The sequence below is a fragment of the Pseudomonas sp. B707 genome, from assembly GCF_022496685.1.
Classification (GTDB): domain Bacteria; phylum Pseudomonadota; class Gammaproteobacteria; order Pseudomonadales; family Pseudomonadaceae; genus Aquipseudomonas; species Aquipseudomonas paraglycinae.
This window is the reverse complement of the sequence record NZ_WTVE01000029.1, coordinates 194200-220119: the sequence shown is the minus strand read 5'-3', so window position 1 is coordinate 220119 and position 25920 is coordinate 194200. Positions and strand designations below refer to the sequence as shown.

Genomic DNA, 25920 nt, shown 5'->3' with positions numbered 1-25920 from the left:
TTGGACGTCAACCCCAACGGATCCACCCACCCCGTCGGATTCGGCACATACCGGTACTGATTCAACCCACCCGCCAACTTCACCGGATCCGGCGTCAGGTACCGCCCCACCTCCGGGTCGTAGTACCGGTGTCGGTTGTAATGCAGCCCGCTTTCTTCATCGAAATACTGCCCCTGAAACCGTAGTGGCTGGTTCAGGTAGTCCTCGGTCGCGAGCTCCAGCGAGGTGACCTTGCCGTAGGCGCTGTATTTGGCCGACCAGACGATCTCGCCGCTGTAGTCGGTCAGTTCCTGCGGGGTGCCGAGGTGGTCGAGCTGGTAGTAGAACGGGCAGGCGCGTTTCGGGCCTTTGCCGTCGAGCATGGCCAGTGGGCGGAAGGTGCCGGGTTCGTAGATGAAGCTGCGGTGTTGGGTCGGGCTGCTTTCGGCGATCAGGTGGTCGCCTTGCCAGAAGAACTCGGTGGTCTGGCCGTCGACGGTTTTGCGGATGCGCCGGCCGAAGGCGTCGTACTGATAGGTGGCGCTGGTGCCGTCGGGACGGGTGAGGCCGATCAGGCGGTGCTGGCTGTCGTAGCGGTATTCGGTGACAAGGGTTTGCGCGCGGCCGCGGCGTTCGCGGATCAGGTTGCCGAAGGCGTCGTAGTCGTAATGACGATCGCCCTGCATCAGCAGGCGATTGCCTTTGATCTGTGTCGGACCGGGGCGATCCTGCATCAGCAGGTTGCCGGCCGGGTCGTGGGCGAAGTTTTCCGGCACATCGTCGCGGGTGTGGCGTACGCGAATCAGCCGGTCGAGGGCGTCGTACGTGTAGCTGCGCTGGCCGTGGCGGGTGTCGGCGATGTGTTCGAGGTTGCCGTTGGCGCTGTAGGCAAAGTCGCGGCGGTACAGCGCACTGCGTTGATGGCCTACGGCGTGGGCGCGCAAGCGGCCCTGTTCGTCGTAGGTGTATTCGCTGAGCAGCAGGCCTTGCTGGCGCTGCTGTTCGCGGCCGTGCTGGTAGACGTGGCGGGTCAGCAAGGCACCGTTGAGGTCGATCGCCGTCAGCGCCCCGCCCTTGGCGTAGTGGTAATCGAGTTTGCTGTTGTCCGGCAGACGCAGGCGGGTGAGCTGGCCGCAGGCGTCGTAGGCGTAACGCAGGGTGCCCCAGCCCTGATGCTCGCGCACCAGCCGGTCCTGCAGGTCGTATTCGAAGGCCAGCGGGTGATCCTGGCCGTCATCCACGCCGACCAGCCGGCCGAGACGGTCATAGCGGTAGCTGACCTCGACCCCGTCCGGCAGGGTCTTGAGCAGCAATCGCCCGGCGCTGTCGCGCTGGTAAGTGGTGACCAGCGTGGTGCCGTCGTCGCCGAACTCGGTCTTCTCCAGCAGGTGGCCGTTGCGGTCGTAGGCATACGCCGTGCGCCGACCATCGAAGCCGGTTTCCTGTCGGATCAGTCCGGTGGGCGTGTAGTCCAGCCGATACTTTTCGCCGGACTCGTTCTCGATTTCCGTCAGCAGCAGCTGCGCATGGTCGTAGCGGTACTGGACTCGTGTGCCGTCGGGGTTGATCCGCCGGCTGACCAAATGCAGGTCGTCGTCATACTCGTAACGGGTGATCCGCCCCAGTTCATCGCGTTCGACCGTGATCTGGCCGTAGGCGCTATAACTGAAGGCTCGAGTGGCGCCATTCGGCGAGGTGGTCTGGATCAGCCGGCCAACGGCATCCCATGCATGACGGGTGACCGCGCCATGCTCGTCCTGCGCCGTAATCCGCCGCCCTAGCGCATCGTAGGAAAACTTGCGAACCCCACCGTCCGGCAGACTTTCTTCGACCAGTTGGCCCAGGTCGTTCCACACGAACACATGCCGACCCGAATCCGGATAACGGATCGACAGCAACCGCCCCTGTGCATCGCGGTGGTAGTGGGTGACATGGCCATCCGGATCGACCGCCTCGGTGATGTCACCCTGGGCATTACGCCGGTACGTCCACACCGCATCGCCACGTGAGCGGCTGTGCAGGAAACCGTTGCGGTACTCGTAGGACCTCGGCGCATCGTCCGGCGGAATCAGCGCGATCAGCCGTCCGGCGTCGTCATAGCGGTATTCGGTAACCGCGCCCAGCGCATCCTGCTCGGCGACCAATCGGCCCTGCGTGTCGTAGGCCTTGAGCTGTTCGCCCCCGTCCGCCGACACCTGACGCACCAGCCGCGCGGTGTCATCGTGGACGTAAGTCTCTTCAGTCCCATCGACGTAATGCACCGTGACACGGCCGGCGCCATCCCAGACGTAACGCGTGTCCATCTGCGAAAACGACGCCCAGTGCCGCACACAGCGCGCCGCCTTGCCGGCACGTTCCCATTCCCAGAAGAAGCTCGCACCGCCGGCCAGTTGCCGTTGCAGGATGACGTGCTGGTCGTCGTAGTCGTAACGCTCGGTCTCGCCGACGGCGTTCGACGCCTCGATCAACCGATGGCGGGCATCAAAGCGGTAGCTGGCCAGCGTCTGCTCGGTGCGCCAGGTCGAATCCCGAAAAACCTGATAATCGACCGCGACCAGATGCGCCCGCTCATAGCGCAGCAACAAGGAGCGACCAGCGCCGTTGTCGAGGCGCTCAACGCGATCCAGACGGTCCCGCGTAATACGCAAGCGGTTGCCGTACGCATCGCTGACCGCCGTCAGACCCCCAGCCCGAAAGTGATAAAACCGCGCCGCGTCCCCCGCCAGCGCAACAATCAACTCCTCCGGCTCATCCCCGAGAAAGATCGCCGCCCGCGACAGGCTGTTGTGTATCGCCGGCCGCTCGACACTCGGCAACGGAAACCGCGTGCGCCGGTTCTCGTGGTCCACCCAGAACACCGAAGCGCCCTCGACCTCCAGCCGATGCGCCAGCGAGTGACTCCAGCCAAACCCTAGCCCGACATCAATCTCGGCCGCGCTGCTGCGGTACAAGCGGCTGAACTCGAACGGCAACAGCCCATCGAGCACACCATCGGTGAGGGTCAACAACTCTTCGCCGGTGACCATCGACACCGGACAGCCATTGGTGCAGGTCCGCGGCGCACAATCGGCACTGTCACCGTTGGGATTTTTCGCCTGATCCGAAGCATCATCGCGAGGCTCATGCCGCTCCATTCGCGTCATGCCATGGGACTTGTCGCGGGCAATGGCCGCCGGATTGGGCACCTTCAGCACCAGCGCATCCGCCGTGCGAACCTCCAGCGGAATAGCCGGTGTCGGCCGCAACGGTGCCGGACCCGCATTGACCATCAGCGGTTTCAACGCGCTCGCATGCCGGGTCAGATCAGGCGCGGAGGTCAGCTCCGCCAGCCGCAACGCCGAAGCCGCCAGCCATTCCCGCGCACGCGGTGACTTGATCTTGCCCAGTACTTTGGTGCTCAACCGCAGCGGCACACCCATGCCACCCGACACACACATCAGAAGAAAACTGACCAGCAGCTCAGCGCGAACTTCGGCCACCACCTCGGCCAGATACTGCGGCGGCAGCATCTTCAGCCAACTGGTAAAGGCCGCCAGATAAATGAACAGCAACGGCTCATCGCCGAGCATCAGCAGGCCATTGGCGATGGCCTCGGAGGACGCCGCAAGCAAGGCATCCAGTTCAGCGCTGGACAGGTACTGCAGAAGCTTTTCGCTGTTGGCCTGCAAGTCTGCAAGCAGGGCAAACAGCTGCTTCACGTCGTCCCAGACGCCATTCAGGGCGGATTCAAAACCGTGCCAGTCAGCCTGTTGCAACTGCCCGTAACGCTCGGTGAAACCGGCGCTGGAAAACGCCGTCCACTGCGGTTGAAACCCTTTCCATTCCTCACGTAACCAGCCTTCCAGACCATCGATGAGGCCTTGATACGAGGCGTATAACGTCCGGATATGCGCAGTGGAAACATCGGGAAAGAAGGTGATGCGATAACGCTGGCCCCGGTCGCAGTCGTCGACCTTGAGAATGCCACTGGGGCCGATGGTGTAATGCAGTGGATCGCCGAAACCCAGAACACCGTCGACATCGGAAATGACCGGTTCAAGGGTCACCGGCGTATCGCCGATCGGCACAAACCGCGCGGCTTCGAACATGTGCACCAGCGTCAGGGAGCCGCTGGCGGAACACATGGCCACGGAGGAACTGATGGGTTTGCGGCTGGCAACCGGTGCACTGAGCCGGACATCGTTGCCGACCTGGAACACTTGCTCGACACCCAGCGCGGTGCCCGTCCAGAACTGCTCGGCCCAGGCGTCATAGTTGTTGAGGCAAAGGCGAAACTCCTGAAACAGCTTTTCGACGTCGGGCTGATCAGGGTTCAGCGCAGCGACCACCAGCAAACCAATGCTGTTGTTCAGTTTCAGGAGTTGGTCAGATGGAAGCATTCGCAGTCACTCGCGCGCATCAGGGGAATGGCGCGAAACTTTGCGGGGGATCAAACAGGAAAGAAGTCAGCCGAGTAGGCGATGTCTGTAGGGCGATTCTCTAAATGTGCGAGAGGGCGTTCGGCGGACAACCGACATTGCCCGTTGCTCAACCTTGGCCGGGCTCGTTATGCTGCTGAACCCTTTAATCAGATCCGAGCAGCGGCGCTATCCACGCCGCCCGGGATGTCTTTGATAACGGATCCGATGATGAATGCACCGCTGAAGGCGTTCGGCCCGATCAAGGCCGTGATTTTCGATATGGACGGTTTGCTGCTGGACACCGAGGGCATCTACACCGAGGTTACCTCGCTGATTGCCGAGCGGTACGGGCGCACTTTCGACTGGAGCATCAAGCAGAACATCATCGGGCGTGGCGCCGGCGATCTGGCCCGTTATGTGGTCGAGGCGCTGGACCTGCCGATCACCGCCGAAGAGTTTCTGGTGATCCGCGAGCCGCTGATGCGCGAGCGTTTTCCCACCGCGCAAGCGATGCCGGGCGCCGAGGAACTGATCCGCCACCTCAAGGCGCACAACATTCCGATTGCCGTCGGCACCAGTTCGTCGCGCCAGTCTTTCGGTCAGAAAACCACCTTGCACCGCGACTGGTTCGCGTTGTTCGACTTCATCGTCACCGCTGACGACCCGGAAGTCGGCGCGGCCAAACCGGCGCCGGACATCTTCCTCACCGCCGCGCGCCGCCTGGGTGTAGCGCCGGAAGATTGCCTGGTGTTCGAAGATTCGCCATTCGGCGTGACGGCAGCGAAAGCAGCCGGCATGACCGCCATCGCCATTCCCGATGCCGCCATGGCCGATGAAAAATACGCACACGCCGACGGAATTCTTCGTACGTTGAAGGCGTTCACGCCGAGTGCGTGCGGATTGCCAGCGCTCAACTGGGCCTGATCAAACCGCAGACAAAAAACGCCGCCCCTCTGTCAAAGGAGGGGCGGCGTTTTTCGTTATCGACTATCTGATCAATCAGGCGCCGAAACCACCGTCGATGGTCAGGCTGGCACCGGTGATATAGCCGGCCTCCGGGCCTGCGAGATAGGCGACGAAGCTGGCGATTTCCTCTGCCTTACCGTAGCGACCCACCGCCATCAGCGGGATCAGGCTGTCGGCGAACTCGCCGTGGGCCGGGTTCATGTCGGTGTCGACCGGGCCAGGCTGCACGTTGTTGATGGTGATGCCGCGTGGGCCGAGGTCGCGGGCCAGGCCTTTGGTCAGGCCCACCAGTGCGGATTTACTCATCGCATACACGCCGCCACCGGCGAAGGGCATGCGGTCGGCGTTGGTGCTGCCGATGTTGATGATGCGCGAGCCTTCGCCCATGTGTTTGGCGGCTTCCTGGCTGGCGATGAACACGCTGCGCACGTTGATTGCCAGGGTCTGGTCGAAGTCTTCCAGTTTGAAGTCTTCCAGCGGGGCGACGGCCAGTACACCGGCGTTGTTGACCAGGATGTCGAGGCGGCCAAAGGTTTCGACAGTGGCGCTTACCGCGTGGCGAATGGCACCGGCGTCGGCGCTGTCGGCCTTGATCGCCAGGGCTTTGCCGCCGGTAGCGGTGATGCTGTTTTGCAGTTCTTCAGCCTTGGCGGCGGAGCTGACGTAGGTAAAGGCAACCGCGGCGCCTTCAGCGGCCAGGCGTTTGACGATGGCGGCACCGATGCCGCGAGAGCCGCCTTGAATCAGAGCGACTTTACCGCTGAGGTTTTGAGTGGTCATGTTCGATCTCCAGAAGTTTCAAGGCAGGCTGCCTTGGTGTGGTGTCGAGTATCTGCCCCTCGCCAATAGGCGGGTAGACCGTGGTTGCTATAGTCTGTGTAAACCAAAAGGTTATAGTGGCGGTCATGGAAACCTTCAGCAGTATCGAATGCTTCGTGCGCAGCGCCGAAGTCGGCAGCTTTGCCGAGGCCGCGCGACGCCTTAGCCTGACACCGGCCGCCGTGGGTAAGAGTGTGGCGAAACTGGAAGCGCGCCTCGGCGTGAGGCTGTTCCAGCGTAGCACCCGAAGATTGACCCTGACGGAAGCGGGGCAACTGTTTCTGAGTGAGGTCAGCGGCAGTCTCACCACCATCCAGAATGCAGTGAACAATCTGGCCAGCGCTGGTGGTCAACCGGCCGGTACGCTGAAAGTCAGCATGGGCACGGTGTTCGGCCGCTTGTACATCGTGCCGTTGCTGGGGGAGTTTCTGAAAAGATTTCCGGCGATCAACCCGGACTGGCATTTCGATAACCGCCAGGTCGATCTGATCGGCCAGCGTTTCGATGCGGCGATTGGCGGTGGCTTCGAACTGCCCCAAGGCGTGGTGGCGCGCAGGCTCACACCGGCGCATCGGGTGTTGGTGGCTTCCAAGGATTATCTGGATCGATACGCGCCGATCAGCGAGCCGGACGACCTCAAGCTGCACGACGGCATCCTGATCCGCTCACCGCAGACCGGTCGCGTGCGCTCGTGGCAGTTGACGCATCGCACCCGGCAACACAGCCCGCTAACCCTCAAGGCACGAATGACCATGAGCGATTCAGAAGCCGCCTGCGCCACGGCGGCGCAGGGGTTGGGGATTGCGTTGGTGAGCATGCCGTTTGCGGTCGGCTACCTAGAGGCAAGGACTTTGCAGCGAGTCTTGCCCGACTGGTACGTCGACGACGGCAACATCTCCATCTATTACGCCGAACACAAATTGCTGCCGGGCAAGACCCGGGCGTTCGTCGATTTTGTCATCGAGCAGTTTTCTACCTTGGGCCTCGCCGAACGTTTCAACGCGCAAAACGTGCTGGCCAGCCGATGATGGTTTTCGGCCGTGGCGTTGCGTAAGTCCGCACCTTGGAGGTCGACAGGCCCAGTCGCACCAGCGATTCGGCGATGGTCACGGCCGCTGTGACGCCATCGATCACCGGCACCCCGGTGCGCTGACGGATCTTCTCGTCGAGCCCGGCCATGCCGCCGCAACCGAGGCAGATCACTTCGGCTTTATCCTGAGTCACCGCCAGTTCCGCCTGATGCACGATGGCTTCCAGCGCCCGCTGCGGTTCGTGCTCCAGCTCCAGAACCGCCAGACCACTGGCGCGCACCGAGGCGCAGCGATCCCACAAACCGGACAGTTTCAGCCGATCCTCGATCAACGGCACGGTGCGATCCAGCGTGGTGACCACCGAATAGGCGTGGCCGAGAAACATCGCGGTGCTGGCCGCCGCATCGGTGATGTCCACAACCGGCACGTTGAGTAATTCCTGCAAGCCTTCGCGACCGTGTTCGCCGTAGCCGGCCTGGATCACCGCGTCGAACGGCTGGTCGTAGGACATCACCCGGTCCATCACGGCGATGGCGGCCAGGTAACTTTCGAAATTGCCTTCGACTGAATCGGCGCCGAAGTACGGCGTCAGGCCGACAATCTCGGTGCCGGGGGAAGCGACAGCCTGCGCCGAACGGGCGATGGCCTGGGTGATGGATTCGGTGGTGTTGACGTTGACCACGAGAATTCGCATGGGAAGTCCTTATTACGGTTGGTTCTGCGGCCCCGCGAAGGGCCGCCAAAAGATTCAGTGGCTGACGTTGTCGACGGCGATGGCTTCACCGTCGACGTCGGCGTAGTGCGGCTGGCGTTTGGCGATGATCAGGTAAAGCATCCCGGCAATGCCGGCGCCGATTAGCCAGGAGAAGGGCGAAACGAGGTGGAAGCCCGGCACCAGAGCCAGGACGATGGCGATCAGCGCGGCTGGAATGAACGCCGCCACAGCCCGCAGGTTGATCCCGCGGCTGTAGTAATACGCGCCGTTCGGGTTTTCGCTGTACAGCTGCGGTACGTGGATCCGGCCTTTGCGGATCAGCCAGTAGTCGACCATGATCACGCCGTACAACGGGCCGAGCAGGGCGCCGAGGCCGGACAGGAAATACACGATCACCAGCGGGCTGTTGTAGAGATTCCACGGCAGGATCAGCACCGCAATCGTCGCGCTGATCAGCCCGGCGCGGCGGAAGGTCAGGTATTTCGGCGCCAGATTGCTGAGCACGAAGGCCGGGGCGACGAAGTTGGCCATGATGTTCACCGCCACGGTGACGATCAGGAACGCCAGGCATCCGAGTACCAGAAAGAACGTGTTGGGAATCGACGCAATGATCTCGGTCGGGCTTTCGATGATCCGGCCGTTGATCTGAAATTGCGCGCCGCACAGCAGGACGGTGATCCCGGCGAACACCAGAATATTGACCGGCAGGCCCCAGAAATTTCCGATCTTGATCGTCTTGCGGCACGGCGAAGAGCGGGCGAAGTCGCAGAAGTTGAGGATCAGCGTCCCGTAGATCGCCAGCCACAAAGCGCCGCCGGCAAAGATGTTGCGCCACATCTCGCCGCCGGTCAGTGGTTCGCGGATCGACCAGGCGATGGTCGCGTTGGCCTGGGTGTACATCCACGCGGCGAGGCAGGCGACGGTCAGCAGAATCACCGGCCCGGCAAAGGCTTCGTAGCGGCGGACCATTTCCATGCCATACGCCAGAATCCCCAACTGCACAAACCAGATCGCCACGAAACACACCCAGCCCAGGCTCGACAGGCCGAGGATCGAGTTGTGGTCGTAGTCGGCGAAACCGGGATGGATCGCCGTGAGCAACACGCGAAACACCACCGACGCCAGATACGTCTGAATCCCGAACCAGGCGATGGCGATCACCGCCCGGATCAATGCAGGAATCTGTGCCCCGTGAATGCCGAAACTGATCCGGCTGATCACCGGAAACGGCACCCCGGTTTTCTGCCCCATGTAGCCGGACAGGTTCATGAAGAAGTACACCAGCGCCGCGCCGATCCCCAGCGACAGCAGAATCTGCCAGCCACCCAGGCCCAGGGCGTACAGACCGATGGCAAACGAGTAGTTGGCGATGTTGTGCACATCGTTGGTCCACAGGGCAAAGATGCTGTATTTGCCCCAACGCCGTCCTTCGACCTTGGTCGGCGCGAGGTCACTGTTGTGCAGACGCGGGCTCAGTTGCAGCGGTTCGGCGATGCCGTCACCGGCCACGCTGTGGTCGAGGGGTGAAGAGGCGGGCAGATTCAGCGCGATGTTGTTATTGGAGAGACTCGTACGCATTCCGGCAGGCTCCTGATGTTCGGGCCACGATGACTGTGCATGAGCACTCGGGCTCGGCAGATCTTCGTCGCGGCGGTGAAAACATCACTGGTTACGGGGCATCTGCAGCCTGTACGGGATAGGGCGCTTCAGGCTTGCGGATCGAAAGTGTGGGTTCATGTTTTGCGGTTTTGTATACAAAACATGTATGCACTAAAGCCAGATCTGTGCCAGCCGGCGATCTATGAAAATCATCGCAGATTGCGAAAAGTTATTGAGGAGCGCCAAGTCGTTGAAATACGGGCGATATAATTTGACCGTTCGAACAGGTATTTATTTTTCGGGATGGATTTCGGCGGGCGGCGGGAGGGAGTGTTTTTGGAGCTTGATGTAACTTTTCAGGGCGCAGAAACGAAAAGTGCACACATAAATGGCACCGATGGTGACATTCGTGTGTACACATTTTTCAAGGCGGGTAGAGAATACTGTGGGAGCTGATTTGCTCCCACGGGGCATCAGGGGTTATGCCTTGCTGATGATATTCCCGGCATGCAACCCGCATTCTTTCTGGGTCGCTTCTTCCCACCACCAGCGGCCTTCGCGTTCGTGCTGGTTCGGCAGGACAGGGCGGGTGCAGGGTTCGCAGCCGATGCTGATGAAACCGCGCTCATGCAGGCTGTTGTACGGCAGCTCCAGCATGCGGATGTAGCCCCAGATTTCCTCGCTGGTCATCTGCGCCAGCGGGTTGAACTTGTACAGGGTGCGCTCCGGGGTGGAGAACGCTGTATCGATTTCCATCACCGCCACGGCGCTGCGGGTGCCGGGGCTCTGGTCGCGGCGCTGGCCGGTGGCCCAGGCTGTGACGCCGGACAGTTTACGGCGCAACGGCTCGATCTTGCGGATGCCGCAGCATTCGCCATGGCCGTCCTTGTAGAAGCTGAACAGGCCTTTTTCCTTCACGAACGGTTCAAGTTTCGTGTAGTCCGGCGAGACCAGTTCGATGTCGATCTTGTAGTGCTCGCGCACCTGATCGATGAAGCGGTAGGTTTCCGGATGCAGGCGGCCGGTGTCGAGACTGAACACCTTGACGTTCTTGTTCAGCTTCCAGGCCATGTCCACCAGCACCACATCCTCGGCGCCGCTGAAAGATATCCACAGGTCATCGCCGAACTCGGCGAACGCGAGTTTGAGGATGTCCTGGGCGGATTTGTTGGCATAGGTCGTGGCGAGTTCCACGACGTCGAACGTTGGGCTCATCAGGGCGGCTTCCTACAGGTCGGTGGCGCTGGGCGCTCTATATGGCGGCGATGGTAACAAAAAGCAACGCGCGCCGGGGCAGCCTCTGCGTTGCGCGGTGCAGGTCGAGCCGCTAGAGTTCGGGCTCGCTCGACTCAATAAACATTACAAACGGGAGTGTCTTGTGGAAATCGCCTGTCTTGATCTTGAAGGGGTGCTGGTGCCGGAAATCTGGATCGCCTTCGCCGAAAAAACCGGAATCGAATCGCTCAAGGCCACCACCCGGGACATTCCCGACTACGACGTGCTGATGAAGCAGCGCCTGCGCATCCTCGACGAGCATGGCCTGAAGCTTTCGGACATCCAGGAAGTGATCGCCACCCTCAAGCCGCTGGACGGCGCGGTGGAGTTCGTCAACTGGCTGCGCGAGCGGTTTCAGGTGGTGATTCTGTCGGACACGTTCTACGAGTTTTCCCAGCCGCTGATGCGTCAGTTGGGCTTTCCGACCTTGCTCTGCCACCGACTGATTACGGATGACACCGGGCGGGTGACCAGTTACCAGTTGCGTCAGAAAGATCCGAAACGTCAGTCGGTTCTGGCTTTCAAGGGCTTGTATTACCGGGTGATTGCGGCGGGGGATTCCTACAACGACACCAGCATGCTGGGCGAAGCGGATGCGGGGATTCTGTTCCATGCGCCGGATAACGTGATTCGCGAGTTTCCGCAGTTTCCGGCGGTGCATACGTTCGAAGAGTTGAAGCAGGAGTTCCTCAAAGCCTCGAACCGCGACCTGTCCCTGTAATCACATTCCTTGATCGTTCCCATGCTCCGCGTGGGAATGCCGCTATGGAAGCTCCGCGTCCACTGGGACGCGGAGCGTCACGGGATGCATTCCCACGCGGACGGTTCGACGCCTCGACGTGGGAACGATCAACGTGGGGCGCTTCTAGTTAAAGGGTTTGCAGGGTTTCGAGCAAAACTCTGACCTTGGTAATCGATTCCTGATACTCCGCCTGCCAGTCCGAATCGGCGACGATCCCGCCACCGCCCCAGCAGCACACCTGTCCATCCTTCACCAGCAGACTGCGAATGGCGATGGAGCTGTCCATCTCGCCACGCACGTCCAGATACAGCAAAGAACCGCAATACAACCCACGTCGGGTCGGTTCCAGTTCGTCGATGATCTGCATCGCACGAATCTTCGGCGCGCCGGTGATCGAACCGCCAGGGAAGCTGCCAGCGATCAGGTCCAGAGCATCGCGATCTTCCGCCAGCTCACCGGTCACGCTGCTGACCAGGTGATGCACGTTCGGATAACTTTCCAGACTGAACAACTCCGGCACCCGCACCGAGCCGATGCGGCAGGTGCGGCCCAGGTCGTTGCGCAGCAGGTCGACGATCATCAGGTTTTCCGCGCGATCCTTGGGGCTGGCCAGCAATTCGGCGGCGTTCGCCGCGTCTTCGGCCGGGGTCGCGCCACGGGGGCGGGTGCCCTTGATCGGGCGGGTTTCCACCTGACGCTGGCTGACTTTGACGAAACGCTCGGGCGACAGGCTCAACACTGCGTTGCCGTCGGGCAGGCTCTGGAAACCGGAAAACGGCGTCGGGCAGGCCTCACGCAGTTTGCAGTAGGCCAGCCATGGATCGCCCTGGCACGGCGCGCGGAAGCGCTGGGCGAAGTTGACCTGATAGCAGTCGCCGGCCTGGATGTAATGCTGGATACGCTCGAACGCCTGACGGTACTCGTCGGCTGAGAGATCTGCCGCCATCGGTCTGCTCAGCTTGAACGGAGTCAGTTCGGCGCCCACCGGTTGGCTGAATACATCGATCAGCCGTTGTTTCTCGCTGGCGCTGACCGAAGGGTGAAATACCAACTGGCTGGTTGCCGATTGGTGATCACTGATCAAGGCCCAGTCGTACAGCCCAAAACGCGCATCGGGCAATTGCAGGTCATCCCGGGCCTGGCTCGGCAGGTTTTCCAGATGCCGGCCGAAGTCGTAGCTCAGGTAACCGATCAGGCCGCCGGCGAAGGGCAATTCGTACCCATCGGGCAATTGCGCGTCGCCCAAGCGGGTCAGATTGTCCCGCAGACGTTGCAGGAAATCGTCGCCGCGCTCGTCCGGCAACACCGCCAGTTGTTCCAGCGGCCAGGCGCTGAGCAGGTCATAACGGCCACGGTCGGCACTCGGCCGGCCACTGTCGAGCAGCACGGCGCCGGGCGCATGGCGGACGGCCGCGAAATAGTCGGCAGGGTTGGCGCGGTAGGGCAGCGGGTGTACGGAACAGGTCAACATGGGCGGGGCAGATCGGCCATCGAGGCGGGGTGGGGATTGTAGTCCTCTCCGATGCCAGATCAAAGTCAAAAGCCTACCCCCTCACCCCAGCCCTCTCCCCCAAAGGGGGAGAGGGGGAAGGGAGCAGATCTTCATGCTTTTCAAAGCCTGAGTTCGACTCGGTCATTCAGGTCGATGTAACTCGAATGTTCAACACCGTCGGCTCCCTCTCCCTCCGGGAGAGGGCTGGGGTGAGGGTGCTTTTGCTTCTGAGCTTCAGCCCTCGACCGCCGGAATATGCCCAAACAATTCCTGAGCAAACGCCACCCGCTCTTCAACCGACTCCGTCACGCCGCGCGCCTTGAGCTCTTCCAGATGCGCTTCCACCGCATGGGTACGCAACGTCAGTCCGCAATCGTTGGCAATCTGGATATTCAGCCCCGGCCGCGCATTCAGCTCCAGAATCAGCGGGCCTTTCTCCTGGTCCAGCACCATGTCCACGCCTATGTACCCCAGGCCACACAGCTCATAGCAACCGGCGGCGAGCTTCATGAATCCGTCCCAGTAGGGCAATTGCACACCGTCCACCGCGTTGGTGGTGTCCGGGTGTTTGGTGATGATGTTGTTCAGCCAGGTGCCGCGCAGGGTCAGGCCGGTGGCCAGGTCGACACCGACGCCGATGGCGCCCTGGTGCAGGTTGGCCTTGCCCCCGGACTGACGGGTCGGCAGACGCAACATCGCCATCACCGGGTAACCCATCAGCACTATGATGCGGATGTCCGGCACGCCTTCGTAGCTGATGCTCTTGAAGATCTGGTCCGGGGTCACCCGGTATTCGATCAGCGCCCGATCACGGTGGCCGCCCAGCGAATACAGACCGGTGAGGATGCTGGAGATGTGATGCTCCAGCTCTTCGTGGGCAATGATCTTGCCCGACACCGTACGATAGCGGCCCTCGAAACGGTCGGCGATGACGATGATGCCGTCACCGCCGGCGCCCTGGGCCGGCTTGATCACGAAGTCGTTGCGCCCGCCGATGATCTCGCCGAGCTTGTCGATTTCCTTCTCCGTGGAAATCACGCCATACAGTTCCGGCACGTGAATGCCGGCCTTGATCGCGCGTTCCTTGGTGATGATCTTGTCATCGACGATCGGGTACAGGCTGCGCTTGTTGTACTTGAGCACGTAGTCGGCGTTACGCCGATTGATGCCCATGATGCCCCGGGCTTCCAGGGCCTTCCAGGTCTTCCAGAAACCGAACATCAGGCGTCAGCCTTCTTCAGGAAAGCCTTGAAACGTACGAGTTCAGTCAGGCGATAACCGCGATAACGACCCATGGCCAGCATGAAGCCCACCAGGATCAGCAGGATCGCCGGGAAGGTGAACACGAAGTACACCAGCTCAGGAACGGTCATGATCAAGTGCGCCAGGGACGCTGCGAACAGCGTGCCGATCGCCACTTTCATGGCATGGCTGGCGCCGCGTTCTTCCCAGGTGATCGACAGACGTTCGATGGTCATGGTCAGAATCACCATCGGGAACAGCGCCACCGACAGCCCGCGCTCCAGACCGAGTTTGTGACTGAACAGGCTGATCGCCGCGATCAGCACCACCACGAACGTCAGCACCACCGACAGGCGCGGCAGCATTTGCAGCTTCAGGTGTTCCAGATACGAGCGCAGCGATAACCCGAGCGCGGTGATCACGGTAAACAGCAGGATGCCGAAGCCCAGTTGCGTCTCGCGGAAGGCCAAGGCGATCAGCACCGGTGTGAACGTGCCGAGGGTCTGCAGGCCGATCAGGTTGCGCAGGATCAGGATCACCAGCACGCCGATCGGGATCATCACCATGATCATGAACGTCTGCTGGGTTTGCAGCGGCAGGCCGTACAGCGAGTATTCGAGGAAGTTGGCGTCGGTGTTTTCGTCGGTCAGCTTGGCCAGACGAATCGCGTTCATCTCGCTGTTGTTCAGGCTGAAGGTCACGTTGGCCTTCTTGCCGCCGTCGACAGTGATCAGGTTTTCATCACCGCTCCACCACAGCAGGCGGTCGGTCGGCAGGCCTTGTTCGCCGGTTTCCGGGTTGAAGTACAGCCAGTCGGTGCCGTTGAAGCTGCGCAGCCACAGTTCCGGAGTTTGCGGCTGATCGGCGACGAGGCGGATGGTGTGGACTTTCTCCACCGGCACGTGGGCGATGGACAGCAGCAGTTCGACAATCTTGGCTTTGTGCGGCGTCGACGGATCGCCGGCCAGCAGCAGTTTCACGTTGTCGTCGTTGACGTTGTTGACGCGTTTGATCGCTTCGCCAATGAAGGTCTCGACGTCGGCCGAGTGCTGGCGGATCGGGGCGAGCAGGGCTTCGGCGGCAATCTTTTCCGGGCCTTCGATGGCCATGCTGTCGCGGAAGGTCGGGCCTTTGATCTTGGTTTTCTCGGCGGTGTAACGCTTGGTCAGCACCAGGCGGTAATAAAGGGTCTGGTTGCCCTTGGCCCGGCGTGCCGACCAGGTGACCTTGCGGTTGCCGTCGACACGGTTGACCGCCACACCGTAATTGTTGGAGATGAAGCTTTCATTGAGGCTGACGTAATCGCGGCTCAGGGGCGGCACGAACATCTGGATCTTGACCGGATCCTTGGTGCTGGCAACGAACTCGACCTTGGCGTCGATGTTCCACAAGTCGTCGGTGGCGTCTTCGGTCACTGGAATGCCGAGCACGAAAATCTGATAGGCCGTAACCGAAACGCCCAGCAACACCAGGATGGTGATCAGGACTTTCAGGTGGAAGGTTAGAGAACGCATGGAAATTACTCGGCGGTATGAGCGGCGATGGCGCAGGCGGGTTTGCCGGCAGCGTATTTAAGACTGGGATCGACCAGCGCATCGAAGCGTTTCAGCGCCTCGGAGCCGATCAAAAGCGGGTATTGGAACGCACTACGGTCGGTCAGGTTCACTTCGATGCTGCGCATTGCCGAACCCATGCAGATGTCCAGCTCGATCACCGGGCGCGCGGTGTACTTCTTGCCTTCTTCAGGGTCGTAGTCGCCGGCGCGGCGCTTGATCTTGCTGACCCGGGCCAGCGGCCGTTCGATCGGGTGCGAATGCGCGGCGTCGATGGCCAGGTAGAAACGTACCCAGGACTCGCCGTTGCGTTTGAAACGTTTGATGTCGCGGGCGCTCAGGGAGGCGGTTTTCGCCCCGGTGTCGAGTTTCGCCGCCACTTCCAGGTTGATCCCGTCGAGGGCAGCGTATTCGTTGAGGCCGTACACGGTCTTTTCCCCCGCCGCGGCGAGGCCGGGCAGGCAAAACAGTGCAAAGAATGTGGGGAAGGGCTTGAGTCTCATAAATCCTGGCGAGCAGCGTTCCGTTCTCGGTTCAGGGCCATGGCATCAGGAAATCCTGTCTGCCCATGCGCCTTCGTGTGCCTATCAGCTTTTTATGACAAGCCGTGCAAATGACTCGCAAATGCGGGCGGCATTCTAGCACGGTGGTTTTATGGCGCCAGCGGCGGGACCGGTCTATAACCCTTGGGGCTGATATGAAGGCTTATTAGACGATTGTCGACAATCTGTATTTATCCTTTGACTGATGCGGGCTGGTTCGCTAGTTTTTGCCGCATTGGATTTGAAGGTGTCGACAATATGCTGGATCAACTCGATCCCCCGGTGATCAACGGCGACGATTCCGAGACGCTCTCGGAAAACGTCTTCCGACGCATCCAGGCGGCCATCGTCAAAGGCGAGATCGCCCCGGGCAGCAAGATCTCCGAGCCGGAACTGGCGCGCACCTACGGCATCAGCCGCGGGCCGCTGCGCGAGGCGATCCACCGGCTGGAAGGCCAGCGCCTGCTGGTGCGCGTACCGCACGTCGGTGCGCGGGTGGTGTCGCTGAGCCACGCCGAATTGCTCGAACTCTACGAAATCCGTGAATCCCTCGAAGGCATGGCCTGCCGTCTGGCGGCCGAACGCATGAGCGTCGAAGAAATCGACGAACTGCGCCGGGTGCTGGAAACCCATGAACGCGATGCAGCCTTCCAGGCCGGTGTCGGCTACTACCAGCAGGAAGGCGATTTCGACTTTCACTACCGGATCATCCAGGGCAGCGGCAACCGCACCCTCACGCAAATGCTCTGCGGCGAGCTCTATCAACTGGTGCGCATGTACCGCATCCAGTTTTCCACCACGCCCAACCGCCCGCGCCAGGCCTTTGCCGAACACCACCGGATTCTCGATGCCATCGCCGACCGTGACGGCGAGCTCGCGGAATTGTTGATGCGCCGTCACATCGGCGCCTCGAAACGCAACATCGCCCGTCACTACCAGGACGGCGCCGACAATAAGACAGCCACTGAACGAGGTGAGTCATGAGTTCCAACAAGAGCACTCCAGGCCAGCGTTTCCGCGATGCGGTCGCCAGCGAACATCCGCTGCAAGTGGTCGGGGCGATCAACGCCAACCACGCGCTGCTGGCCAAGCGCGCCGGTTTCAAGGCGATCTACCTGTCGGGTGGCGGGGTGGCTGCCGGCTCCCTCGGCGTGCCGGACCTGGGCATCACCGGCCTGGATGACGTGCTGACCGACGTGCGCCGCATCACCGACGTCTGCGACCTGCCGCTGCTGGTGGACGTCGACACCGGTTTCGGCGCCTCGGCGTTCAACGTGGCCCGCACCGTCAAGTCGATGATCAAGTTCGGCGCAGCAGCGATTCACATCGAAGACCAGGTCGGCGCCAAACGCTGCGGTCACCGCCCTAATAAAGAAATCGTGACCCAGCAGGAAATGGTCGATCGCATCAAGGCTGCCGTCGATGCCCGCACCGACGACAGTTTTGTGATCATGGCCCGCACCGACGCCCTGGCCGTTGAAGGTCTGGAATCGGCACTGGATCGCGCCGCTGCGTGCATCGAGGCCGGCGCCGACATGATCTTTCCGGAAGCCATCACTGAACTCGAGATGTACAAGTTGTTCGCCAGCCGTGTGAAAGCGCCGATCCTGGCCAACATCACCGAATTCGGCTCGACGCCGCTGTACACCACCGAGCAACTGGCCGGCGCCGATGTGTCGCTGGTGCTGTACCCGCTGTCGGCGTTCCGCGCGATGAACAAGGCTGCGGAAAACGTCTACACCGCGATCCGCCGCGACGGCACTCAGCAGAATGTCATCGACACCATGCAGACTCGCATGGAGCTCTACGATCGCATCGATTACCACACCTTCGAGCAGAAGCTCGACGCGTTGTTTGCGGCGAAGAAGTAAGCCGCAACCGTACTCCCTAATAAATTCAAGATTGGAGACAACAATGGCCGAAGCAAAAGTACTCAGTGGCGCCGGGCTCCGGGGCCAGGTTGCCGGGCAAACCGCACTGTCCACCGTGGGCCAGGCCGGTGCCGGGTTGACCTATCGCGGCTACGACGTGCGCGAACTGGCAGCAGATGCAAAATTTGAAGAAGTGGCGTACTTGCTGCTCTACGGAGAACTGCCGACCAAGGCACAGCTCGCCGACTACCAGAGCAAACTCAGCAAGCTGCGCGACCTGCCACAAGCGCTGAAAGAAGTGCTGGAACGCATCCCCGCCGACGCCCACCCGATGGACGTGATGCGCACCGGTTGCTCGTTCCTGGGCAACATCGAGCCGGAGAAAGACTTCTCCGAGCAACGCGACAAGACCGACCGCCTGCTGGCCGCTTTCCCGGCGATCATGTGCTACTGGTATCGCTTCAGCCACGACGGCAAACGCATCAACTGCGTGACTGACGAGCAGTCCATCGGCGGCCACTTCCTGCACCTGCTGCATGACAAGAAGCCGAGCGAACTGCACGTCAAAGTGATGAACGTGTCGCTGATCCTCTACGCCGAGCACGAATTCAACGCCTCGACCTTCACCGCTCGCGTGTGTGCTTCGACCCTGTCCGATCTGTATTCCTGCGTCACGGCGGCCATCGGCTCGCTGCGTGGCCCGCTGCACGGTGGCGCCAACGAAGCGGCGATGGAAATGATCGAGCGCTTCTCGTCGCCGGAAGAGGCGATCAAAGGCACCCTCGGCATGCTCGAACGCAAGGACAAGATCATGGGCTTCGGCCACGCGATCTATAAGGACAGCGATCCGCGCAACGAGGTGATCAAGGGCTGGTCGAAAAAACTCGCCGACGAAGTGGGCGACAAGGTGTTGTTCGCGGTTTCGGAAGCCATCGACAAGACCATGTGGGAGCAGAAGAAACTGTTCCCCAACGCCGACTTCTACCATGCCTCGGCGTACCACTTCATGGGCATCCCGACCAAGCTGTTCACCCCGATCTTCGTCTGCTCGCGCCTGACCGGCTGGGCAGCGCACGTGTTCGAACAGCGCGCCAACAACCGCATCATCCGTCCAAGCGCCGAGTACACCGGCGTCGAACAGCGCAAGTTCGTGCCAATCGACCAGCGCTGACCGGGGAGGGCGCCGGCACAGGCGCCCCCTCTTTGAAACTACCGTGACCGAGTCCTGACCGATGAACACAGAATTTCGCAAGAACCTGCCCGGCACGCCGCTGGACTTTTTCGACGTCCGCGCGGCTGTCGATGCGATCCAGCCCGGCAGCTACGACACCCTGCCGTACACCTCTCGCGTGCTGGCGGAAAACCTCGTGCGTCGCTGCGACCCGGCCACGCTCACCGATTCCCTGAAACAACTGATCGAGCGCAAACGCGACCTCGACTTCCCGTGGTTCCCGGCTCGCGTGGTGTGCCACGACATTCTCGGCCAGACCGCGCTGGTGGATCTGGCCGGCCTGCGCGACGCGATTGCCCAGCAGGGCGGCGATCCGGCGCAGGTCAACCCGGTGGTGCCGACCCAACTGATCGTCGACCACTCGCTGGCGGTTGAAGCGGGCGGTTTTGACGCCCAGGCGTTCGAGAAGAACCGCGCCATCGAAGACCGGCGCAACGAAGACCGCTTCCACTTCATCAACTGGACCAAAAAGGCGTTCAAGAACGTCGACGTGATCCCGCCGGGCAACGGCATCATGCACCAGATCAACCTGGAGAAAATGTCGCCGGTGATCCAGGTGCGCGACGGCGTGGCGTTCCCGGATACCTGCGTCGGCACCGACAGCCACACCCCGCACGTCGATGCGCTGGGCGTGATCGCCATCGGCGTCGGTGGGCTTGAAGCCGAGAGCGTGATGCTCGGCCGCGCGTCGTGGATGCGCCTGCCGGAAAGCGTCGGCGTCGAACTGACCGGCAAGCTGCAACCGGGCATTACCGCCACCGACATGGTGCTGGCGCTGACCGAATACCTGCGCAAACAGAAAGTGGTCGGCGCGTGGCTGGAGTTCTTCGGTGAAGGTGCTTCCGCGCTGACCCTCGGCGACCGCGCGACCATCTCCAACATGGCCCCGGAATACGGCGCCACGGCGGCGATGTTCTACATCGACCAGCAGACTATCGATTATCTGAAACTCACCGGTCGCGAAGACCAGCAAGTTCAGCTGGTCGAGCAATACGCCAAGCAGATCGGTCTCTGGGCCGACAGCCTGAAAGGCGCGCAATACGAGCGTGGCCTGACCTTCGATCTGTCTTCGGTGGTGCGCAACATGGCCGGCCCGAGCAACCCGCACGCCCGTGTGGCGGTGGCGGATCTGGCGGCCAAAGGCATCGCCGGCCAGTGGGAAGACGTGCCGGGGCAAATGCCTGACGGCGCGGTGATCATCGCGGCCATCACCAGCTGCACAAACACCAGCAACCCGCGCAACGTGATCGCCGCCGGCCTGCTGGCGCGCAACGCCAACAAGCTCGGGCTGACCCGCAAACCGTGGGTCAAGTCGTCGCTGGCGCCGGGTTCGAAAACCGTGGCGCTGTACCTCGATGAAGCGGGGCTGACCACGGAGCTGGAGCAACTCGGTTTCGGCGTCGTCGCGTTTGCCTGCACCACCTGCAACGGCATGTCCGGCGCGCTGGATCCGGTGATCCAGCAAGAGATCATCGACCGCGATCTGTATGCGACCGCTGTGCTGTCTGGCAACCGCAACTTCGACGGGCGGATTCACCCGTACGCCAAGCAGGCGTTCCTCGCTTCGCCGCCGCTGGTGGTGGCCTACGCGATTGCTGGCACCATCCGTTTCGACATCGAAAAAGATGTGCTGGGCGTGGTCGACGGCAAGGAAATCCGCCTGAAAGACATCTGGCCGAGCGACGAAGAAATCGACGCGGTGGTGAAATCTTCGGTCAAGCCTGAGCAGTTCCGTCAGGTCTACATTCCGATGTTCGCCATCCATGAGGACACCGGCCCGAAAGTCACGCCGCTGTACGACTGGCGCGAAATGAGCACCTACATCCGCCGTCCGCCGTACTGGGAAGGCGCGCTGGCCGGGGCGCGACCGCTCAAGGGCATGCGCCCGCTGGCGGTGCTGCCGGACAACATCACCACCGATCACCTGTCGCCGTCGAACGCGATCATGCTCGACAGCGCCGCCGGCGAATACCTGGCGAAAATGGGCCTGCCGGAAGAGGACTTCAACTCTTACGCGACTCACCGGGGCGACCACTTGACCGCGCAGCGCGCAACGTTTGCCAACCCGAAACTGTTCAACGAAATGGTCGTGGAAAACGGCAAGGTCAAGCAGGGCTCCCTGGCCCGTGTCGAGCCGGAAGGCCAAGTGATGCGCATGTGGGAAGCCATCGAAACCTACATGGAGCGCAAGCAGCCGCTGATCATCATCGCCGGCGCCGACTACGGTCAGGGATCGTCCCGGGACTGGGCGGCCAAAGGCGTGCGTCTGGCGGGTGTGGAAGCGATCGCCGCCGAAGGTTTCGAGCGCATTCACCGCACCAACCTGGTGGGCATGGGCGTGTTGCCGCTGGAGTTCAAACCGGGCACTGACCGCAAGACTCTGGGCATCGACGGCAGCGAAACCTACGACGTGATCGGTGAGCGCACGCCGCGCGCCGACCTGACGCTGGTGATCCATCGCAAGAACGGCGAACGCGTCGACGTGCCGGTGACCTGCCGCCTCGACACCGCCGAAGAAGTGTCGATCTACGAGGCTGGCGGCGTGTTGCAGCGCTTCGCTCAGGACTTCCTCGAAGAGTCGGCGGTTGCCGTTTAAATCAACTGATGTGGGCATGGGACTTCAAGTCCCATGTCTTCGTTAAGGAGCACCATGGCTCACGCAGCTAATTTCGCACCGCAGATCAAAATCCCCGCTACCTACATGCGTGGCGGCACCAGCAAAGGCGTGTTTTTCAGCCTCGAGGATCTGCCCGAAGCGGCGCAGATTCCCGGCCCGGCCCGTGATGCGCTGTTGCTGCGGGTCATCGGCAGCCCCGATCCGTACGACAAGCAGATCGACGGCATGGGCGGCGCCACCTCGAGCACCAGCAAAACCGTGATCCTGTCGAAAAGCATCAAGGCCGATCACGACGTCGATTACCTGTTCGGTCAGGTGTCGATCGACAAGCCGTTCGTGGACTGGAGCGGCAACTGCGGCAACCTGTCGGCGGCAGTCGGTTCGTTCGCCATCAGCAACGGTCTGGTGGACGCCAGCCGCATTCCGCACAACGGTGTGGCGGTGGTTCGCGTGTGGCAGGCCAACATCGGTAAAACGATCATTGCCCACGTGCCGATCACCAATGGCGAAGTCCAGGAAACCGGCGATTTCGAACTCGACGGCGTGACCTTTCCGGCCGCCGAAGTTCAGGTCGAATTCATGGACCCGGCGGCGGAAGAAGAGGGGGGCGGTGGCTCGATGTTCCCTACCGGCAACCTGATCGATGAGCTGGAGGTGCCGGGCATCGGCACGTTCAAGGCGACCATGATCAACGCGGGTATCCCGACGATCTTCGTCAACGCCGAAGACATCGGTTACACCGGTACTGAATTGCAAAGCGCGATCAACAGCGATCCGAAAGCGTTACAGATGTTTGAGACCATTCGTGCCTACGGTGCTTTGCGCATGGGGCTGATTTCCAGTCTGGATGAAGCGGCCAAGCGTCAGCACACGCCGAAAGTGGCGTTCGTTGCCAAACCTGCGGATTACGTGGCATCCAGTGGCAAAGCCATTGGCGCTGGGGATGTGGATTTGCTGGTGCGGGCGTTGTCGATGGGCAAGCTGCACCACGCGATGATGGGGACGGCGGCGGTGGCGATCGGCACCGCCGCAGCGATCTCCGGCACCTTGGTAAACCTGGCGGCCGGCGGCGTTGAACGCAATGCCGTGCGGTTCGGGCATCCGTCCGGGACGTTGCGTGTGGGGGCTGAGGCCAGCCTTGAAAATGGCGAATGGGTTGTGAAGAAAGCGATCATGAGCCGCAGTGCGCGCGTCCTGATGGAAGGTTACGTGCGCGTTCCTGGCGACTCTTTTTAAGATCAAGAGCTCCCTCACCCCAGCCCTCTCCCGGAGGGAGAGGGAGCTGACCTAGGTGTCTTGCGGGATACATCGACCTGAAAAATCGTGGCGATTATGGATTCGGCAAAGCACTTTCAGGTCGGCGTAACGCTTGAATATCCCCCGATCGGTTCCCTCTCCCTGCGGGAGAGGGCTAGGGTGAGGGGCTTTACTAACTGAAGAAACACACAACGAGCAGGCACCCCAGACCTGCAATCAACAAACCAGCCAGGCCCCTGAGGAAGACCCCACCACTCATCATTCCCCACCCAGGAGAACCGCAATGAGCGCCAACGTCGACCTGAACAACCGCCCCGACTACGACCGTGTCCTGCAGGACATCGCCGATTACGTCCTCACCTGCAAGATCGAATCTGCCGAAGCCCTCGACACCGCCCGCAACTGCCTGATGGACACGCTGGGCTGCGGCCTGCTGGCTCTGCGTTTCCCCGAGTGCACCAAACACCTTGGCCCCATCGTCGAAGGCACCGTCGTCCCATTCGGCGCCCGAGTTCCAGGCACGTCCTATCGCCTCGACCCAATCAAAGCCGCGTGGGACATCGGCTGCATCGTGCGCTGGCTCGATTACAACGACACCTGGCTCGCCGCCGAATGGGGGCATCCGTCGGACAACCTCGGCGGGATTCTCGCGGTGGCCGATCACCTGTCGCAAAAGCGTCTGGCAAATGGTGAAACGCCGCTGACGGTGCGCGATGTACTCGAAGCGATGATCATGGCCCACGAAATCCAGGGCGTGATCGCGCTGGAAAACTCGTTCAATCGCGTAGGCCTCGACCACGTCATTCTGGTGAAGGTGGCCTCGACTGCCGTGACCGCCAAACTGATGGGCGCCAACCGTGAGCAGCTGTTATCAGCGTTGTCCCACGCGTTCGCCGACGGCCAGGCATTGCGCACGTACCGCCATGCGCCGAACGCCGGTTCACGCAAATCCTGGGCGGCGGGGGATGCATCGAGCCGGGGCGTGCGGCTTGCGGATATCGCGATGCGCGGCGAAATGGGAATACCCGGCGTCTTGAGTGCCAAACAATGGGGCTTTTACGACGTTTTGTTCAGCCACACCAACAACGATCTGGCGCTCAAGCCCGAAGACAAGCGCGCCTTCAGTTTTTCCCGACCGTTCGGCAGTTACGTGATGGAAAACGTGCTGTTCAAAATCAGCTTCCCCGCCGAATTCCACGCGCAAACCGCCTGCGAAGCCGCCGTGACCTTGCACCCGCAGGTGCGTAATCGTCTGCATGAGATCGACCGGATCGTCATCACCACCCACGAATCGGCGATTCGCATCATTTCCAAGGTCGGGCCGCTGGCCAATGCCGCCGACCGCGATCACTGCCTCCAGTACATGACCGCCGTGCCGCTGGCGTTCGGCAATCTGGTGGCCGAGCAGTACGAAGACGATTTCCACAAGGCCCATCCGGTCATCGATGTGCTGCGCGAGAAAATGGTCATCGTCGAGGACCCGCGCTTCACCCGTGAATACCTAGAGGCCGACAAACGCTCGATTGCCAACGCGGTGCAGGTGTTTTTCAAGGACGGTTCGAGCACGGAGAACGTGGTGGTGGAATACCCGATTGGCCATCGCCGGCGTCGCGCCGAGGGCATTCCATTGCTGGAGGACAAGTTCAGGGCAAATCTGGCCACCCGTTTCACCGGGCAGCGCAGCGGGGAGATTCTTGTGCTGTGCAAGGATCAGGCGCGGCTTGAAACCACGCCGGTGAACCGGTTTGTCGATTTGTTTGTTATTTGAAGCGCCGCTCCACGCCTTTTTCCACGAGGATCTTCGCGGAAATTTCTTCTACCGAGAAATGCGTGGAGTTGATGTTCGGGATGTTCTCGCGGCGGAACAGGTTTTCCACCTCGCGCACTTCGAACTCGCACTGGGCGTAGCTCGAATAGCGGCTGTTGGGCTTGCGTTCGTTGCGGATCGCGGTGAGGCGGTCCGGGTCGATGGTCAGGCCGAACAGCTTGTGCTGGTGGGCGCGCAGGGCGGCCGGCAGTTGCAGGCGTTCCATGTCGTCTTCGGTCAGCGGGTAGTTGGCCGCGCGGATGCCGAACTGCATCGCCATGTACAGGCACGTCGGCGTCTTACCACAACGCGACACGCCCACTAGTATCAGGTCGGCCTTGTCGTAATAGTGGGTGCGGGCGCCATCGTCGTTGTCGAGGGCGAAGTTCACCGCCTCGATCCGCTCCATGTAATTGGAGTTGTGACCGATGGAGTGGGACTTGCCGACGGTGTAGGAGGAATGCTCGGTCAGTTCCTGCTCGAGCGGGGCGAGGAACGTCGAGAAGATGTCGATCATGAAACCATTGGAGGTTGCGAGAATCTCACGAATGTCCTGATTGACGATGGTGTCGAAGATGATCGGCCGGAAACCGTCGGTTTCAGCGGCTTTGTTGATTTGTTGTACCATGGCCCGCGCTTTTTCAACGCTGTCGATGTACGGCCGCGTGAATTTGCTGAAGGTAATGTTTTCGAACTGCGCCAGAAGGCTTTGACCCAGGGTTTCGGCGGTGATGCCGGTGCCATCGGAGATAAAGAAAGCAGATCGTTTCATTTGCACCTTG

At 61.4% G+C, this 25920-nt stretch carries 19 protein-coding genes; 9 read left to right on the top strand and 10 right to left on the bottom strand.

Translation table 11 applies throughout. The features are described 5' to 3' along the window. Positions 1-4358 (bottom strand): RHS repeat-associated core domain-containing protein (locus GQX66_RS18600; RefSeq protein ID WP_240870403.1); only part of this gene is annotated, 4358 nt, incomplete at its 3' end. 249 nt (positions 4359-4607) lie between these two features. Between GQX66_RS18600 and GQX66_RS18595 the strand changes: the two genes are divergently transcribed. Continuing rightward, entirely contained in the window at positions 4608-5303 is a 696-nt protein-coding gene (locus GQX66_RS18595; protein ID WP_085747921.1) for an HAD-IA family hydrolase, read from the top strand. Positions 5304-5378: 75 nt separating this feature from the next. On the opposite strand, the gene GQX66_RS18590 is transcribed toward GQX66_RS18595, so the two are convergent. Then, positions 5379-6125, bottom strand: coding sequence for a 3-oxoacyl-ACP reductase family protein (locus GQX66_RS18590; protein ID WP_085747920.1), 747 nt, complete (start codon positions 6123-6125; stop codon positions 5379-5381). A 125-nt stretch (positions 6126-6250) separates the two neighbouring features. Here GQX66_RS18590 and GQX66_RS18585 point away from each other — a divergent pair, with 125 nt between their 5' ends. Then, positions 6251-7192: a LysR family transcriptional regulator gene (locus GQX66_RS18585; protein WP_085747919.1), complete on the top strand. Its 942-nt coding sequence runs from the start codon at positions 6251-6253 to the stop codon at positions 7190-7192. On the opposite strand, the gene GQX66_RS18580 is transcribed toward GQX66_RS18585, so the two are convergent. From GQX66_RS18580 to GQX66_RS18570, 3 genes are all read right to left on the bottom strand, one after another. Continuing rightward, the gene (locus GQX66_RS18580; RefSeq protein WP_085711883.1) at positions 7161-7889 is read right to left on the bottom strand and encodes an aspartate/glutamate racemase family protein; all 729 of its coding nucleotides are present in this window, start codon (positions 7887-7889) and stop codon (positions 7161-7163) included. The genes GQX66_RS18585 and GQX66_RS18580 overlap by 32 nt on opposite strands. Positions 7890-7943: 54 nt before the next feature. Beyond that, on the bottom strand, positions 7944-9488 hold the full coding sequence (locus tag GQX66_RS18575) for an NCS1 family nucleobase:cation symporter-1 (protein WP_085747918.1): 1545 nt from the start codon (positions 9486-9488) through the stop codon (positions 7944-7946). A 501-nt stretch (positions 9489-9989) separates the two neighbouring features. Then, positions 9990-10724 (bottom strand): phosphoadenylyl-sulfate reductase, encoded by a 735-nt coding sequence (locus tag GQX66_RS18570; RefSeq protein ID WP_240870401.1) that lies wholly within the window; start codon positions 10722-10724, stop codon positions 9990-9992. 163 nt (positions 10725-10887) lie between these two features. On the opposite strand from GQX66_RS18570, the gene thrH reads away from it, so the two are divergent. Continuing rightward, positions 10888-11505, top strand: a complete 618-nt coding sequence (gene thrH, locus GQX66_RS18565; protein ID WP_102688655.1) for a bifunctional phosphoserine phosphatase/homoserine phosphotransferase ThrH — start codon at positions 10888-10890, stop codon at positions 11503-11505. Positions 11506-11653: 148 nt separating this feature from the next. Here thrH and pabB read toward each other — a convergent pair whose 3' ends face one another. From pabB to GQX66_RS18545, 4 genes are all read right to left on the bottom strand, one after another. Beyond that, the gene (gene pabB / locus GQX66_RS18560) at positions 11654-12997 is read right to left on the bottom strand and encodes an aminodeoxychorismate synthase component I (protein ID WP_240870399.1); all 1344 of its coding nucleotides are present in this window, start codon (positions 12995-12997) and stop codon (positions 11654-11656) included. A 255-nt stretch (positions 12998-13252) separates the two neighbouring features. Next, on the bottom strand, positions 13253-14239 hold the full coding sequence (locus tag GQX66_RS18555) for an alpha-L-glutamate ligase-like protein (RefSeq protein WP_085747914.1): 987 nt from the start codon (positions 14237-14239) through the stop codon (positions 13253-13255). Beyond that, positions 14239-15774: an inactive transglutaminase family protein gene (locus tag GQX66_RS18550; protein ID WP_007951967.1), complete on the bottom strand. Its 1536-nt coding sequence runs from the start codon at positions 15772-15774 to the stop codon at positions 14239-14241. The genes GQX66_RS18555 and GQX66_RS18550 overlap by 1 nt, the downstream gene beginning before the upstream one ends. Positions 15775-15779: 5 nt before the next feature. Further along, a complete protein-coding gene (locus GQX66_RS18545) occupies positions 15780-16316 on the bottom strand; it encodes an ATP-dependent zinc protease (RefSeq protein WP_011333239.1) in 537 nt (178 codons plus the stop codon). Positions 16317-16616: 300 nt separating this feature from the next. Here GQX66_RS18545 and GQX66_RS18540 point away from each other — a divergent pair, with 300 nt between their 5' ends. From GQX66_RS18540 to prpD, 6 genes are all read left to right on the top strand, one after another. After that, complete coding sequence (locus GQX66_RS18540) at positions 16617-17339, top strand: GntR family transcriptional regulator (protein ID WP_173892848.1); 723 nt, start codon at positions 16617-16619, stop codon at positions 17337-17339. Beyond that, the gene (prpB, locus tag GQX66_RS18535) at positions 17336-18226 is read left to right on the top strand and encodes a methylisocitrate lyase (RefSeq protein WP_007951973.1); all 891 of its coding nucleotides are present in this window, start codon (positions 17336-17338) and stop codon (positions 18224-18226) included. Before GQX66_RS18540 ends, prpB begins: the two co-directional genes overlap by 4 nt. A gap of 43 nt (positions 18227-18269) precedes the next feature. Further along, positions 18270-19397, top strand: a complete 1128-nt coding sequence (gene prpC / locus GQX66_RS18530; RefSeq protein ID WP_102718663.1) for a 2-methylcitrate synthase — start codon at positions 18270-18272, stop codon at positions 19395-19397. A gap of 61 nt (positions 19398-19458) precedes the next feature. Then, the gene (acnD, locus tag GQX66_RS18525; protein WP_240870397.1) at positions 19459-22053 is read left to right on the top strand and encodes a Fe/S-dependent 2-methylisocitrate dehydratase AcnD; all 2595 of its coding nucleotides are present in this window, start codon (positions 19459-19461) and stop codon (positions 22051-22053) included. Between the two features lie 54 nt (positions 22054-22107). After that, positions 22108-23310, top strand: a complete 1203-nt coding sequence (gene prpF / locus GQX66_RS18520; protein WP_240870395.1) for a 2-methylaconitate cis-trans isomerase PrpF — start codon at positions 22108-22110, stop codon at positions 23308-23310. Positions 23311-23614: 304 nt separating this feature from the next. Next, a complete protein-coding gene (gene prpD / locus GQX66_RS18515) occupies positions 23615-25099 on the top strand; it encodes a 2-methylcitrate dehydratase (RefSeq protein ID WP_240870393.1) in 1485 nt (494 codons plus the stop codon). Here the strand turns inward: prpD and GQX66_RS18510 are convergent. After that, complete coding sequence (locus tag GQX66_RS18510) at positions 25092-25910, bottom strand: pyruvate, water dikinase regulatory protein (protein ID WP_007951980.1); 819 nt, start codon at positions 25908-25910, stop codon at positions 25092-25094. The two genes, prpD and GQX66_RS18510, sit on opposite strands and share 8 nt — an antisense overlap. Between the last annotated feature and the right edge of the window lie 10 nt (positions 25911-25920).